16 protein-coding genes are annotated in these 12,814 nt (G+C 73.3%); 8 read left to right on the top strand and 8 right to left on the bottom strand.

What is annotated here, in order from left to right; all coding sequences use genetic code 11:
- The first annotated feature begins 51 nt into the window (after positions 1–51).
- Positions 52–606: a DUF3592 domain-containing protein gene (locus tag OG994_RS24220; protein ID WP_328851074.1), complete on the top strand. Its 555-nt coding sequence runs from the start codon at positions 52–54 to the stop codon at positions 604–606.
- Positions 607–614: 8 nt separating this feature from the next.
- Here the strand turns inward: OG994_RS24220 and OG994_RS24215 are convergent, their stop codons facing one another.
- Genes OG994_RS24215 through OG994_RS24205 form a run of 3 tightly spaced genes read right to left on the bottom strand, consistent with a single transcriptional unit; the run spans position 615 to position 2,595 of the window.
- Positions 615–1,112: a GNAT family N-acetyltransferase gene (locus OG994_RS24215; protein ID WP_120328226.1), complete on the bottom strand. Its 498-nt coding sequence runs from the start codon at positions 1,110–1,112 to the stop codon at positions 615–617.
- A gap of 31 nt (positions 1,113–1,143) precedes the next feature.
- Positions 1,144–2,250: a hypothetical protein gene (locus tag OG994_RS24210; protein ID WP_328851073.1), complete on the bottom strand. Its 1,107-nt coding sequence runs from the start codon at positions 2,248–2,250 to the stop codon at positions 1,144–1,146.
- Positions 2,251–2,265: 15 nt separating this feature from the next.
- Positions 2,266–2,595, bottom strand: a complete 330-nt coding sequence (locus tag OG994_RS24205; protein ID WP_396843729.1) for a PadR family transcriptional regulator — start codon at positions 2,593–2,595, stop codon at positions 2,266–2,268.
- A 67-nt stretch (positions 2,596–2,662) separates the two neighbouring features.
- On the opposite strand from OG994_RS24205, the gene OG994_RS24200 reads away from it, so the two are divergent.
- The gene (locus OG994_RS24200) at positions 2,663–3,541 is read left to right on the top strand and encodes an LLM class flavin-dependent oxidoreductase (protein ID WP_328851072.1); all 879 of its coding nucleotides are present in this window, start codon (positions 2,663–2,665) and stop codon (positions 3,539–3,541) included.
- 114 nt (positions 3,542–3,655) lie between these two features.
- Here OG994_RS24200 and OG994_RS24195 read toward each other — a convergent pair whose 3' ends face one another.
- A complete protein-coding gene (locus OG994_RS24195) occupies positions 3,656–4,072 on the bottom strand; it encodes an ASCH domain-containing protein (protein ID WP_328851071.1) in 417 nt (138 codons plus the stop codon).
- A 120-nt stretch (positions 4,073–4,192) separates the two neighbouring features.
- Here OG994_RS24195 and OG994_RS24190 point away from each other — a divergent pair, with 120 nt between their 5' ends.
- A complete protein-coding gene (locus OG994_RS24190; RefSeq protein WP_328851070.1) occupies positions 4,193–4,714 on the top strand; it encodes an alpha/beta fold hydrolase in 522 nt (173 codons plus the stop codon).
- On the opposite strand, the gene OG994_RS24185 is transcribed toward OG994_RS24190, so the two are convergent.
- Positions 4,702–5,775 (bottom strand): questin oxidase family protein, encoded by a 1,074-nt coding sequence (locus OG994_RS24185; protein WP_120328220.1) that lies wholly within the window; start codon positions 5,773–5,775, stop codon positions 4,702–4,704. The two genes, OG994_RS24190 and OG994_RS24185, sit on opposite strands and share 13 nt — an antisense overlap.
- A gap of 33 nt (positions 5,776–5,808) precedes the next feature.
- The gene (locus tag OG994_RS24180) at positions 5,809–6,360 is read right to left on the bottom strand and encodes a phosphoribosyltransferase family protein (protein WP_120328219.1); all 552 of its coding nucleotides are present in this window, start codon (positions 6,358–6,360) and stop codon (positions 5,809–5,811) included.
- A 265-nt stretch (positions 6,361–6,625) separates the two neighbouring features.
- On the opposite strand from OG994_RS24180, the gene OG994_RS24175 reads away from it, so the two are divergent.
- The 4 genes from OG994_RS24175 (at position 6,626) to OG994_RS24160 (ending at position 11,030) form a co-directional block, all read left to right on the top strand.
- Entirely contained in the window at positions 6,626–7,258 is a 633-nt protein-coding gene (locus OG994_RS24175) for a septal ring lytic transglycosylase RlpA family protein (RefSeq protein ID WP_120328218.1), read from the top strand.
- A gap of 100 nt (positions 7,259–7,358) precedes the next feature.
- On the top strand, positions 7,359–8,486 hold the full coding sequence (locus OG994_RS24170) for a PP2C family protein-serine/threonine phosphatase (protein ID WP_120328217.1): 1,128 nt from the start codon (positions 7,359–7,361) through the stop codon (positions 8,484–8,486).
- Between the two features lie 141 nt (positions 8,487–8,627).
- The gene (locus OG994_RS24165; RefSeq protein ID WP_120328216.1) at positions 8,628–10,484 is read left to right on the top strand and encodes an acyl-CoA dehydrogenase; all 1,857 of its coding nucleotides are present in this window, start codon (positions 8,628–8,630) and stop codon (positions 10,482–10,484) included.
- Between the two features lie 276 nt (positions 10,485–10,760).
- Positions 10,761–11,030 (top strand): DUF6458 family protein, encoded by a 270-nt coding sequence (locus tag OG994_RS24160; RefSeq protein WP_076468661.1) that lies wholly within the window; start codon positions 10,761–10,763, stop codon positions 11,028–11,030.
- Between the two features lie 42 nt (positions 11,031–11,072).
- On the opposite strand, the gene OG994_RS24155 is transcribed toward OG994_RS24160, so the two are convergent.
- Positions 11,073–11,609, bottom strand: a complete 537-nt coding sequence (locus OG994_RS24155) for a SixA phosphatase family protein (protein WP_328851069.1) — start codon at positions 11,607–11,609, stop codon at positions 11,073–11,075.
- A 113-nt stretch (positions 11,610–11,722) separates the two neighbouring features.
- Between OG994_RS24155 and OG994_RS24150 the strand changes: the two genes are divergently transcribed.
- Positions 11,723–12,013 carry a DUF6458 family protein gene (locus OG994_RS24150; protein WP_120328214.1) on the top strand — a complete coding sequence of 97 codons (291 nt, stop codon included), beginning with the start codon at positions 11,723–11,725 and terminating at the stop codon, positions 12,011–12,013.
- A 58-nt stretch (positions 12,014–12,071) separates the two neighbouring features.
- On the opposite strand, the gene trhA is transcribed toward OG994_RS24150, so the two are convergent.
- Complete coding sequence (trhA, locus tag OG994_RS24145) at positions 12,072–12,749, bottom strand: PAQR family membrane homeostasis protein TrhA (protein WP_120328378.1); 678 nt, start codon at positions 12,747–12,749, stop codon at positions 12,072–12,074.
- Between the last annotated feature and the right edge of the window lie 65 nt (positions 12,750–12,814).

The raw sequence follows: 12,814 nt of genomic DNA, 5'->3' as shown, positions 1-12,814 counted from the left end.
CGGGTCCGCGTAGCGGCGGCCGGGGTGGCGGCGGGTCGGCACGATGACCGGATGCGCTCCGCACTCACCAGGCTGCTCGACACCCCCGTCCGGCAGGCCGTCGGCGGTCTGCTGCTGGCGGGCGTCGGCGGGCTGCTGCTCTGGCTGCCCATCCACACGCAGATCGCGCTCGACGACTGGACCGCCGAGCTGCGGGCCGGCGGCGAGCCGACGCGAGCGATCATCTACGACCGGGTGACGAAGCGGCACAACACCACGATGTACTTCCGGTACGAGATCGGCGGCCGGACGTACGAGCAGGAGGTCCCGTGCGTCGAGGTGTGCCGGTCGTACGGCGACGAGGTGCCGATCTGGGTGAACCCCGCCGACCCGCGCGACTTCGTGACGGATTTCGGGCAGCTTTCCGGCCATCGGGGTCGTGTGCAGGGCGTGCTGGGTGCGGCCGGGTTCGCGATGCTTTTGCTGGGGCTGCTCGTGACGCTGTCCCGCATCCCGTTCCGCCGCTGGCTTCCCCGACGCGCTCCGCGCCGTCGGACCGCCGTCCGGGCCCCGGGCGGTCCCCGCTTCACCGCCCGCTCGAAGCACAAGCAACGCGCGCGGCGGTGAACGCGTCGTCAGACCGACGGCTTCGGGGCGGTCAGGTCGAGGACGTGTCTGATCCCGGGACGGTGGAGCATGACCTCGCCGACCGGGACGAATCCGGTACGCCGGAGCACGGCGAGCGAGGCGGCGTTGTCCCGCGTGGCCGACGCGTACAGCCGGCGCAGCCCGTACGTGTCGAGGGCCAGCGCGCAGACGCGGCGGACCCCGTCGGTGGCCACACCGCGCCCGGTCGCCCGCTCGGCCACCCGGTAGCCCAGCTCGGCGCCGCCGTCCTGGACGTCCACGAGGTTGAACCGTCCCAGCACGGTCCCGTCGTCGTCCACGAGGACGTGGAAGTGGAGCAGGCCGGCGGCCTGGTCGGCGAGCAGTTCGGCGAGGCGGTCGGCGAACCCGGTGAAGTAGTCGTCACCCCGGTCGGGCACGAACCGGGCGAAGTAGGCCCGGTTCTCCCGCTCGAAGTCGAGCAGGGCGGCGGCGTGGCGGGCGTCGAGCCGCTGGAGATCGGGCATCGCGCCACCGTAGCGGGGGTGCGTGCCCTGCTCACCCCAATAATTCGTGCTGGTCGGCGGCGTACGGGAGGGGGCCACGGCGGGGCAGGGCGGCGAGCGCCAGCCCGCAGAGGGCGCAGCCGGCGCCGACGACGAAGAAGAGCGAGAGGGCCGGCTGCCCGAGCCATTCCCAGAGCGGGTGCCACACCGGGTGCGGCTCCCCGAGGTGGTGCCGGAACAGCGACGGGGCGGCCAGCAGCACCGGCGCCCACCAGAGCAGCATGGTGGCCGCGTACAGCACGGTGACGGTGCCCGCGGCAGGGTGCGGTCGCTCGGTGCGGCGGCTCACCCAACCGAAGAGCAGCCAGCCGGCGGCGGCACCGAGCAGCCCACCGGCCACCGCCGCGACCGGCACGGCCGTCGGGGTCGCGCGGGACAGCCCCACGGTGACGTACGTGTCGTCGATCGACGGCCGGGGCGCCACGGTCAGCGTCAGCGCGGTGTCACCGCGGCGGGCCGTGACGATCTCCGTCACCGCGCCGGTCGGCGTGCAGCCGTCGACACGGCAGGTCACGTCGGGGCGTACGTGCGTCGGGTAGGTCCGCCAACCCGTCTCGTCGAGCCGGCGTCGGGCGAGCGCCAGCACCTCCTGCCGCTGGGTCGGCGCGCTCGTCACCGCGACCGTGACCGACGCCTGCTGGTACTCACCGCCGTCGCCGAGCAGCAGGGAATCGAGGTTCCGGGCCCGCAATGGCTGGCTGTAGAAGGTGAACAGCGCGGCGGCGGGATCGATGCCGCCGACCTCGTGTCCCGGTAGGACCTCGGCGACGACCGCCCTGGCGGCCGCCCGGTCGGGCAGGGGCCGCGCGGTGTGCCAGGCGGCCCAGGTGGCGAGCGCCGCGGTGAAGAGACCGCAGATCACGGCCGCGAGGGTCGCCCAGGCCACGACGGTACGGCTGGCGGGGCGGCCCAGCCGGGCGCGGAGGCCGTGCCGGAGCAGGTTGACCGCCTCGCGGGTCGTCGGCCGGGTCCGGCCGGGCGTGGCCGTGTCGAGGAGCACCGCCACCACCTCGTCGGCGCGGGCCCGACGCCAGTCGCGGGGATAGCCGATCAGCAGCCGCCGGTAGCGGCGGGCGAGGGGGTCGCCGGTCGGCGGCATGGCCGTCCCTTCGGGTCAGGCGGTACGCGGGCGGAGGGCACGCAGCCGCGTCTCGGCGGCGGTGGCGAGCTGGCGCAGCCGGGCGGTCTCCGTCTCGAGCGCCTGCTGACCGCGCGGGGTGAGCCGGTAGTAGCGGCGGAGCCGCCCGTCGACGTGCTCGTCCCGGTCGTGGGCGACGTGGCCCTGTGCGACCAGGCGGTCCAGCGCGGTGTAGAGGGTGCCGGGCAGCAGGGTGACGCGGCCCGCGGAGAGCGCGTTGACCTCTCCGATGATGCCGTAGCCGTGCCGCGGCCCACCGGCGAGCGCGGTGAGGATGAGGAACGTCGGCTCGCGCATCGATGCCACGGCCGGACCATATATTGATGATCGATATATGGCAAGGCGTGTCGGACCGCGCGGCTAGGCTGCGATCATGCGTATCGGCATCGTGATCCTCCCCGACCAGCGCTGGGCGCAGTCGCAGCGACGGTGGCGGCAGGCGGAGGAGTGGGGCTTCGACCACGCGTGGACGTACGACCACCTGGGCTGGCGTGACCTGGTCGACGGTCCCTGGTTCGACTCGATGACCACGCTCACCGCCGCCGCGACGGTGACCTCGCGGATCCGGCTCGGCACGCTCGTCGCCTCACCCAACTTCCGGCACCCGGCCGCCTTCGCGCGGCAGATCACCGCGCTCGACGACGTCTCCGGCGGCCGTACGCTGCTCGGGGTCGGTGCCGGCGGGATCGGCTTCGACGCCGCGGTGCTCGGCGGGGAGACGCTGCCCCCGCGGCAGCGGGTGGACCGGTTCGCGGAGTTCGTCGAGCTGCTCGACCTGGTGCTGCGGGAGGACGGCACGACCTGGCGCGGCGAGTGGTTCAGCGCCGTCGACGCCCGCAACAACCCGGGTTGCGTCCAGACGCCCCGCGTGCCGTTCGTGGTGGCCGCGAACGGGCCCCGCTCGTTGCGGCTCGTGGCCCGGTTCGGGCAGGGCTGGGTCACCACCGGCACCGGCGGCGACGACCTGGAGAGCTGGTGGTCCGGGGTCGCCGAGGTCGCGGCCCGGCTAGACCGGACGCTCGCCGAGGCCGGCCGGGATCCGGCCACCCTGGACCGCTACCTCTCGCTGGACGCGGCTCCGGTCTTCTCGCTGACCAGCGCCCAGTTCTTCGCCGACCAGGTGGGGCGCGCGGCCGACCTCGGGTTCACCGACGTGGTCACGCACTGGCCGCGGGCCAGCAGTTGGTACGCCGGTGACGAGGAGGTCCTGGCGGACGTGGCCACCCGGCTCCTGCCCGAGCTGCGCGGCTGAGCCGCCGCTCAGGGCTGGGCCGCCGGTCAAGGCTGGGCCGCCGGTCACGGCTAGGCCGCCGGTCACGGCTGGGCCGCCGGTCACGGCGCGACCCTGCTCACGGCCCGGTCGTGCTCACGTGCCGATGATGCCGTCGTCGGTGGCGACGAGCCGGAAGCGCAGGCAGACCACGTCGGTGTCGTCGGTGACGGTGGTGCCCAGCCGCGCCCAGTAGGCCGCGTGGCCGGAGCGCCAGTCCTCGATCGACCGGTCCCCCTCCCCCTCGGAGCGGGCGAAGTCCCAGCTCACCTCGGCGAACCGGACCACCTCCACGCCGGTGACCTCGACGAGGCCGATCAGGTGGTCGTCGTCGTCCACGAGGACCAGCCGCTCGCCGACCCGCTCCAGATCCTCGCCCTCCTCGGCGTACTCGCTGAGCAGGCCGGCGGTCGCCGTCTTCGCCCCGGCGAGCACCAGGCCGTTGAGGGTGCGCCGCAGCTCACCGGGGGTGCCGAGGGCGAGGGTGCGCAGTCCGCCGATCCGTGGCCACATCCTGCCGAGGCTAGGCGAGAGCCCGGAACCCCGCCGCCGCTTTTCGTCCGCCCCCACGGTTGCGCCCGCCGGCGTTACGGTGGCCGCAGCGGTAGTCGGACGGGACCTCGGGAGGCGACCATGGCGGACCGGCGTGCGGTGCTCATTCCTGGTCGGGGGTACGACACCCGGGCGCCGCTCTTCGCGTACGCCGGCGAGTCGCTGACCCGGGCGGGTTTCGAGCTGCACGAGATCGTCTGGCAGGTGCCGGCCGGGCTCGGCCACGACCGGAGCGGCGCGTGGGTGGTCGAGCAGGTGCTCCCCGCCCTGGCCGCGCCGACCGACCTGCTGGTCGGCAAGTCGCTGGGCAGCTTCGCGGCACCGCTCGCCGCCGACCGGCGGCTGCCGGCGATCTGGCTCACGCCGTTGCTGCACCTGCCCGAGGTGGTGACCGCGCTGGAACGGGCCACCGCGCCGTGCCTGCTGGTGGGCGGCACCGCCGACCCCTCCTGGGACAGCGGGGTGGCCCGCCGGCTCACCCCGCACGTCGTGGAGATCCCGGAGGCCGACCACTCCCTCATGCTGCCGGGGCCGCTGGTCCGCTCGGCCGAGGCCCTGGGCCGCGTCTCCACCGCCGTCGAGGAGTTCGTTCAGATCATCTGAGCGGCGTAGCCGGCGGCGTCGAGCACCCTCCGGTCACCGGTGGCGTCGTGGGCGTCCAGGACGGCGTCGGCCAGCTTCACCACGTGCGCGTCGCCGTGCCGCGCCGCCCGGGCGAAGACCTCCGCCGGAGTCATGGCCGCGACGGCCGGCGCGGCGGCGGGCCTCGGCGGGGCGTACACCGAGGTCACGGCGGCCGTCGCGGACCAGGCCGCCGCGAGGCTCGGCGCCCACAGCGCCGGGTCGAGCACCGGGAGCGTACGCAGGACCGCGGTCGGGGCGGTGACGGCGTGCACCAGCATGACCGGCTCGGCGTGCCCGAACCGCAGGTAGCCCAGCGCTGCCTGGTGCGCGAGCGCGGTGAGTCCCGCCTCCGCCTGGGCGGGCGTACGTGCCGGGCGCAGCGCCGCGAGCGCCTCCGGCCACCCGTCGAGGGCGGGCAGGCGGCCCAGCCGTTCCCGGATGCCGCCCTCGCGGTCCGGGATCCGGGGCAGCCCGGCCAGCGCTGCCTCGACGTCGGGTCCATCGTCCGCCTCGGGGTCGGTCGGGTTCCCGGCGACGGTCACCGCACCGCCGGTGGGGAGGACTCGGTCGGCGCCCGGCACCGGCTGCCAGCGGGCCGCCCAGTAGCCGAGGGCCTGGCCGAGTTCGACGCGCCGGGGGACGCTCCGGTCGTTCTCCAGCAGCGCCCGGACGGCGTGGCCGACGCGGATGACGCCGTGGGTGGCCCCGGCGGCGATGCCCGGCAGCAGCCGCGGCCACCAGGTGCCGAGCACCTCCCGCCAGGGCCGCTCGCGCAGTTCCCGGTCGAAGTACGCGAGCCAGTCACCGGCCCGCTTCGGGTCGCCGAGCGCGCCGCGCCAGTCGTCGATCGGGCGCAGGCCGCGCGGCAGCTCGTCGAGCCGGGTGACGTACGCGTCCAGCCACCGGTGGAGCCCCTGGTCGTGGCCGCGCCGGGCGAGCGCCTCCGCCGCCATCGGGCCGTGGTTGGACAGCCAGCCCCGGTACTCCGGGCCGGTGCGGTGCAGTCGCTCGTACGCCTCGTCGAGGATCCCGTCACTCATGCGTCGATCCTCGAATCTGAAGCATGGTTGAAGTCAACCGTGCAGGTCGGTTCCCGACACGAGCCCGCGGATCCGCAGTTCGGCGGCGGTCTCGGGCGAGCAGTCCACGGCGACGGCAGCGGTGCCGACCGGTTCGGCGCCGCGGGCGGCGCAGATGTCGTAGAGCGCGCGGACCTGGGCGCCGGTCGCCACCCAGTCGTCTACCACGAGCACCCGGTCGCCGGGGCCGAGGTGCCGTTCCCGCACGGCCAGGTCGACCCGGCGACCGCGGAAGTCCGGCGGGCTCTGCGCCCAGGTCAGCGGGCCCGCCGGCAGCCGCCCGTCGCCCGGCTTGTGCGCCGGTACGAAGCCGACCCCGAGCGCGGTCGCGGCGAGCGGGCCGACCAGCAGACCGGTGACCGCGGGGGCGAGCACCACGGTGGGCCGGGCGGCGCGGTACGGGCCCACGAGGGCCGGACCGAGGGCCGCCAGCACGCCCGGGTCCCGCCACCAGCCGGACACGTCGCTCACGAGGTGGGTGGAACCGGGGCCGGGATCGATCCACCGGAACAGCGCGACGAGACGGTCCCTCAGCTCAGCGGGCATCCACCCATCCTGCGGCAGGCGCGCCGGTGAGCGGCGGGCAGGCCGGCGGCCGGCGGGCGGCGGGCGTACGCGGCGGGCGGCGAGCCTGCCCGGCGGGTGGCGCGGTACGCCGCGGGCCGGGCCGCCCGGCCGATCATGGGTCGGATGATCGGCTACACGTATCACTGCAAATGCGGGCATACCACCGTGATCACGTTGACTTCGGAAGTACCTCTCTCGTTACGGTCCGACCCGGCTTGATTCGGCACAGGAAAGGACCGGGCTGGTGGTTGGTAGGCACTCCCGTACCCGCAGGATCTCCTCGCCGGCCGCCATCGCGGCCACCGCGGCGGTCGGCGTGGCCGTCGCCGTCGGTGGCACCGTCGGCGCCGTGCGCCTGACCTCGGGCACGGACGACTCCCGGCCCGTCGCCATCGAGATCTCGCCGACGACGGTGGCCAGCAGCACCCCGCCCGCGTCGCCCACCCTGTCCCCGAGCGCCAGCGCCAGCCCCACGCCGAGCGCGACCGCCAGCCCCACGCCCAGCCGCTCCCCGCAGGCGGCCTCGCGGGCGAAGGCGCGTACGGCCAGCCCGAAGCCGTCGCCGAAGAAGACCACGAAGGCCCCCAGCGTCGTGGACAGCGGTTCGTGCGGTGCCTCCTTCTACTCCGAGGGGCAGATGACCGCCAACGGGGAGAACTTCAACCCCGACGCGCTGACCGCGGCGCACAAGACCCTGCCGTTCGACACGAAGGTCCGGGTCACCAACCCCGCGAACGGCAAGTCGGTCACCGTACGGATCAACGACCGCGGCCCGTTCATCGACGGGCGCTGCCTCGACCTGTCCCGGGCCGCCTTCGCGAGCATCGCGTCCCTCGACGTGGGCGCCATGACCGTGCGCTACGAGGTGCTCGGCTGAGCGGATGCTCCACGGCGATACGGCCGACAGCGCGACCCAGCCGGACAGAACCTCCTCGGACGACGGGCCAGGTTCATTCACCCGTTCACGTCCATCAGGCATGCTGTCCTTCGTACGCACGCATCCCTTCCAGTCGGGCCGAAGCCCGCTGAGCCCCGGATCCCGCGCCGGCCTCGGCGCGGCCGTCGTCCTGCTCGCGATCGTCTCGGCGGTCGAGCTGGCGGACGGCCGCGGCGCGCACTACATCGCGTTGATGGTGGCCGCGCCGTTCCTGGCCGCCGCGCTGGCGTCCTGGCGGATGGTGCTCGGCGTGGGCGTCGCGGCCACCGCCATCGGTGCCACCTTCGCCATCTGCGACTGGTCGATCTCGCTGGTCAACGGTGTGAACGTGGCCGGGATCGCGCTGGCGACCGGCATCGCGGCCGTCGTGGCCTCGGTACGGCAGCGCCAGGCCGAGGAGATCGCCGAGCTGTCCAAGCTGGCAGCCGTGGCCCAGCAGGCGGTGCTGCGGCAACTCGGCCCGCAGGTGGGCAGCCTGTCGGTCGCCGGCCGCTACATCTCCTCCACGGCGACCGCGGAGATCGGCGGCGACCTGTACGAGGCGATCGACACCCCGTACGGCGTCCGCATGATCATCGGCGACGTGCGGGGGAAGGGCCTGGAGGCGGTCCGCCTGGCGAGCATCGTGCTGGGGTCGTACCGGCACGTGGCGTACGAGCGGGCCGACCTGCGCGCCATCGTGACCGACCTGGACCGGGCCGTGGCCCGCAGCGTCGGTGACGAGGACTTCGTGACCGCCGCACTGGTCGAGGAGCGGGGCGGGACGCTCACCATCGTCAACTGTGGACACCCGCCGCCCCTGCTGCTGCGGCGGGGCGCGGTGATCCCGTTGGAGCCGCCCGCGCCCGCGCCCCCGCTCGGGTTCATGCCGGTCGTACGGCCGCGGGTCGAGCGGCTGGAGCCCGGCGACCGGCTGCTGCTGTTCACCGACGGGCTCGGCGAGGCGCGGCGCGACGGGGAGTTCTTCCCGACCGCCGACCGGGCGTGGCGGCTGCTCGGCCACGGCACCGTCGCCGACGGGCTGGCCTCGCTGGAGACCGCGCTGGTCGAGTGGGTGCACGGCCGGCTCGACGACGACATCGCCCTGGTGCTGATGGAGTACCCCGGTCCGCGTACCGCGGACACCGCGGCCGTCCCGAGCTGGGAGGTCGGTGCCGCCGAGAGCTGATGGAAGGCGCCGTCTCGGCAGGTGAACCGCAGGTGTGTAATCGCCGTCACTTCGGTGATCGGCTTGTCGCTGGCTACCCGTCGGTAATAGAGTCTGGAGTTACTGATCGGTAACACCTGTCCGGAAGCGGGGCCAGTGAGCATGACCCACTACAAGAGCAACCTGCGGGACCTCGAGTTCAACCTCTTCGAGGTCTTCGGGGCGGACCGGGCGTTCGGCCAGGAGCCGTACTCCGACCTCGACGTCGACACCGCGCGCAGCATCCTCGCCGAGGTCGACCGTCTCGCCCGCGAGGATCTGGCCGCCAGCTACACGGACAGCGACCGCAACCCGCCGGTCTTCGACCCGGCCACCCACACCGCTCCGCTTCCGGAGTCGTTCAAGAAGTCGTACCGGGCCTTCATGGAGTCGGAGTTCTGGCGGCTGGACCTCCCGTCGGAGCTGGACGGCACCAACGCGCCCCGGGCTCTCTGGTGGGCCCTCGCCGAGCTGGTGCTCGGCGCGAACGCCCCGGTCTGGATGTACGCCTCCGGCCCGTCCTTCGCCCACGTCCTGCACGTCGAGGGCACCGAGCGGCAGAAGAAGTGGGCCAAGCTCTTCATCGAGAAGCAGTGGGGCTCCACGATGGTCCTCACCGAGCCGGACGCCGGCTCGGACGTCGGCGCCGGCCGCACCCGGGCCATCCCGCAGCCCGACGGGTCCTGGCACATCGAGGGCGTGAAGCGCTTCATCACGTCCGGTGAGCACGACCTGACCGACAACATCGTCCACTACGTGCTGGCTCGTCCGGTCGGCGTCGAGGGCGTGGGCGGCCCGGGCACCAAGGGCCTCTCCCTCTTCATCGTGCCGAAGTACCACTTCGACGAGGAGACCGGCGAGCTGGGCGAGCGCAACGGCGTCTTCGCCACGAACGTCGAGCACAAGATGGGCCTCAAGGTCTCCAACACCTGCGAGATGACCTTCGGCGAGCACGGCGTGCCGGCCAAGGGTTGGCTGCTGGGCGACAAGCACGACGGCATCCGGCAGATGTTCATGATCATCGAGTACGCCCGGATGATGGTCGGCACGAAGGCCATCGCCACCCTCTCCAGCGGCTACCTGAACGCGCTCGAGTACGCCAAGAACCGGGTCCAGGGCGCCGACCTCGTCCAGCAGGCCGACAAGACCGCGCCGCGGGTGACCATCACCCACCACCCGGACGTGCGCCGTTCGCTGCTGCTCCAGAAGTCGTACGCCGAGGGCCTGCGCGCGCTCGTCTGCTACACCGCGTCCTGGCAGGACAAGGTCGCCATGGCCGAGGCGGCCGGCGACGAGAAGGCCACCAAGCTCGCGAAGCGGGTCAACGACCTGCTCCTGCCGCTGGTGAAGGGTGTCGGCTCGGAGCGGGCGTACGAGCTGCTCGGCCACGAGTCGCTGCAGACGTTCGGCGGCTCCGGCTTCCTCCAGGACTACCCGCTCGAGCAGTACGTGCGGGACGCGAAGATCGACACCCTGTACGAGGGCACCACCGCCATCCAGAGCCTCGACCTGATCTTCCGGAAGATCGTCCGGGACAACGGCAAGGCGCTCATGGCGGTCGCCGGCGAGATCCAGGAGTTCATCACCTCCGAGGCCGGCAACGGCCAGCTCAAGGAGGAGCGGCAGGCGCTCGGCAAGGCGCTCGCCGAGATCCAGACGATCGTCGGCGTGATGACCGGCTGGCTGGGTGCGGCGCAGGGCGGTGACACCCGGGCCCTCTACAAGGTCGGGCTGAGCAGCCGGCGGTTCCTGCTGGCGGTCGGCGACCTGGTGGTGGGCTGGCTGCTCCAGAAGCAGGCCGACGTGGCGCTGCGGGCGCTGGGCGGCGAGGTCTCGGCGGCCGACAAGGCGTTCTACACCGGCAAGGTGGCCGCCGCTCGCTTCTTCGCCCGCGAGGTGCTGCCCCGCATCGGCGCCGACCGGCGGATCATCGAGGGCACCGACCTGGACGTCATGGACCTCCCGGAAGAGGCCTTCTGATTTCCACCGTTCCCTCGCGGACGGGACGACCGGAGCTTCTCCGGCGATGACCGGCACGACGGCCGGCGGGCGACGACCCCGCCGGCCGTCCCCTTTCCCCCGATCCCGGTCGCTCGGGAGGCACGCCGCGAAGGCGGGGCCGACCGGCGCGGGATCGCCGCCCGGCGGGACCGCATTCGATGCGGGGCGTCGGGTAGGCCGCCGTCGGGGCGGGTAACCCCCGCGGGACCACGTCGGAACACGCCCGGACCCATCGCACGGGGGAGTGCAGCGGACATGGGCATTGGTAGTGGAATCTTCCTGATCGCGGTCGGCGCGATCCTCACCTTCGCCATCAGGGCCAACGTCTGGTGGGTCGACCTGCGCGCGGTCGGCTGGGTGTTCATCCTGGCCGGGCTCGCCGTCCTGCTCACCACGCTCTGGTACTGGCAGGACCGGCGCAAGCGGGCGCGGACCCTCATCGTGGAGGAGAACCGGCTGTCCCATCCCACCGCGATGATGCCGCCGCCACCCGACCCGCCGCCGCCGACGGCACCACCCTCCTGAGACGCGTACGCCGAGCCACCCGCCCGAGACCGGGCGGGTGGCTCAGCTACGTGCGGTGTACGCCGCGCTGAGCGGTGCGCCGCCCCGGTCCAGCTCCGCCCACGGACGGGGGCTCCGGTGCACCGCGATGCCGGTCGTCCGCAGCCCCTCGGGATTCGCCCGGCCCGGGTCCAGCACCGCCGACAACAGCGAGATCGCCGGATTGTGCGCGATCAGCAACACCCTGCGGGCGGCCGGATCCACCCGCCGGACGAGCGTCAGCAGGTCCTCCGGATGCGCCTCGTACGCGTCGGGCTCGTACCGGACGTCCGGGCCCGGACCGGCGGGGCCGCCCTCCGGCGGTGAACCCGTCATGCCCATCGCCACCCCGTGCCAGGTCTCCCGGGTCCGCCGGGCGGTCGAGCAGAGCACCACGTCCGGCAGCAGGCCGTGCTTGGCGAGCCACGCGCCGGCGCTCTCCGCGTCCGCCCGCCCGCGGTCGGTCAACGGCCGGTCCGCGTCCGGCCCCTGCTCGGACTGCTCGGCCTTCGAGTGGCGCAGCAGCACCAGTGTCCGTCCGTCGGCGTACGCGTCCGTCATGCCCCCAGCTTGCCCGATTGGCGATCACCGTGCCGGGGTAAGTCGATGGATGCCGCAACCTCACCGATGGCCGCGGCGGGACGTAACGCCAGCTGAGAGCCGAGGAGGCGACCATGGGCATTGGTGGCAGCATCTTCCTGATCGCACTGGGCGCGATCTTCGCGTTCGCCGTGGAGGCCGACCTGGGCTGGCTCGACCTCTCCGTCGTCGGCTGGGTGCTGATGCTCGCCGGCGTCGCGGCGCTGCTCGTCACCCTCTACTTCTGGAACAGCCGCCGGCGCACGGTGGTGACCACGGCCCCGGCCCGGACCGACCGCGTGGTGACCGACCGGGTGGTGCCGGTGCAGGACGACCGGGTGGTGGAGGAGTACCGCGAGGTGCGCCGGCCGGGCCGCACCGTCTGACCCCCACCCCGGCGGGGGCCCGTCCCATCGTGCGCGTGGGGACGGGCCCTCGTCGTGGTCAGGCGAAGAGCGCGAAGTAGATGGCGATGTGGTGGCAGATGGCGGCCACCAGGGTGCAGGCGTGGAAGAACTCGTGGTGGCCGAAGACCGTGGGCCACGGGTTCGGCCGGCGGAGCGCGTAGAAGACGGCGCCCACGCTGTAGACGGCGCCGCCGGCGAGCAGCAGGACCAGGGCGGTCACGCCGCCGCCGTCGAGGATCTGCGGCAGCATCGCCACCGCGACCCACCCGAGCGCCAGGTAGAGCGGGGCGGACACCCAGCGTGGGGCGTGCGGCCAGACCACCTTCAGCGCCACGCCCGCGAGCGCCCCGCCCCACACCACCGAGAGCATCACGGTGGCCGGGCGCTGCTCCAACAGTAGGGCGCTGAACGGCGTGTACGTGCCCGCGATGAACACGAAGATCATCGAGTGGTCCATGCGGCGCATGATCTGGTAGCCGCGCTCCGACCACACGCGACGGTGGTAGAGCGCGCTGGTGCCGAAGAGGCCGCAGACGGTCAGGCTGTAGATGACGCAGCTGACGAGCGGCGCCCAGCCCGGTCTGGTGGCGGCGACCGCGCAGAGCACGATCCCGCACACCACGGCCACGAAGAAGGCGTACGTGTGCAGCCAGCCGCGCATCCGGGGCTTGCCAATGTCGGCCGGCTTGAGCCGGAACGGTGCGGAGGTCGTCACGTCCATAGGTTACGGCACCGTAGGTTACCTGTAGGTAGTGCGACTCGTCACGCCCGTCCACCCGC

The sequence above is a fragment of the Micromonospora globbae genome (assembly GCF_036184225.1).
In the GTDB taxonomy this organism is placed as follows: domain Bacteria; phylum Actinomycetota; class Actinomycetes; order Mycobacteriales; family Micromonosporaceae; genus Micromonospora; species Micromonospora globbae.
The sequence above is the reverse complement of the archived record's forward strand: the minus strand, read 5'-3'. Positions and strand labels throughout refer to the sequence as shown.

What these genes read in the sequence shown, in the direction of transcription:
- OG994_RS24220 (WP_328851074.1), top strand. Translation starts at nt 52, where the DNA reads ATGCGCTCCGCACTCACCAGGCTGCTCGACACCCCCGTCCGGCAGGCC.
- OG994_RS24165 (WP_120328216.1), top strand. Translation starts at nt 8,628, where the DNA reads ATGACCCACTACAAGAGCAACCTGCGGGACCTCGAGTTCAACCTCTTC.
- OG994_RS24190 (WP_328851070.1), top strand. Translation starts at nt 4,193, where the DNA reads ATGGCGGACCGGCGTGCGGTGCTCATTCCTGGTCGGGGGTACGACACC.
- OG994_RS24215 (WP_120328226.1), bottom strand. Translation starts at nt 1,112, where the DNA reads ATGCCCGATCTCCAGCGGCTCGACGCCCGCCACGCCGCCGCCCTGCTC.
- OG994_RS24195 (WP_328851071.1), bottom strand. Translation starts at nt 4,072, where the DNA reads ATGTGGCCACGGATCGGCGGACTGCGCACCCTCGCCCTCGGCACCCCC.
- OG994_RS24185 (WP_120328220.1), bottom strand. Translation starts at nt 5,775, where the DNA reads ATGAGTGACGGGATCCTCGACGAGGCGTACGAGCGACTGCACCGCACC.
- OG994_RS24180 (WP_120328219.1), bottom strand. Translation starts at nt 6,360, where the DNA reads ATGCCCGCTGAGCTGAGGGACCGTCTCGTCGCGCTGTTCCGGTGGATC.
- OG994_RS24150 (WP_120328214.1), top strand. Translation starts at nt 11,723, where the DNA reads ATGGGCATTGGTGGCAGCATCTTCCTGATCGCACTGGGCGCGATCTTC.
- OG994_RS24160 (WP_076468661.1), top strand. Translation starts at nt 10,761, where the DNA reads ATGGGCATTGGTAGTGGAATCTTCCTGATCGCGGTCGGCGCGATCCTC.
- OG994_RS24155 (WP_328851069.1), bottom strand. Translation starts at nt 11,609, where the DNA reads ATGACGGACGCGTACGCCGACGGACGGACACTGGTGCTGCTGCGCCAC.
- OG994_RS24170 (WP_120328217.1), top strand. Translation starts at nt 7,359, where the DNA reads ATGCTGTCCTTCGTACGCACGCATCCCTTCCAGTCGGGCCGAAGCCCG.
- OG994_RS24200 (WP_328851072.1), top strand. Translation starts at nt 2,663, where the DNA reads ATGCGTATCGGCATCGTGATCCTCCCCGACCAGCGCTGGGCGCAGTCG.
- OG994_RS24210 (WP_328851073.1), bottom strand. Translation starts at nt 2,250, where the DNA reads ATGCCGCCGACCGGCGACCCCCTCGCCCGCCGCTACCGGCGGCTGCTG.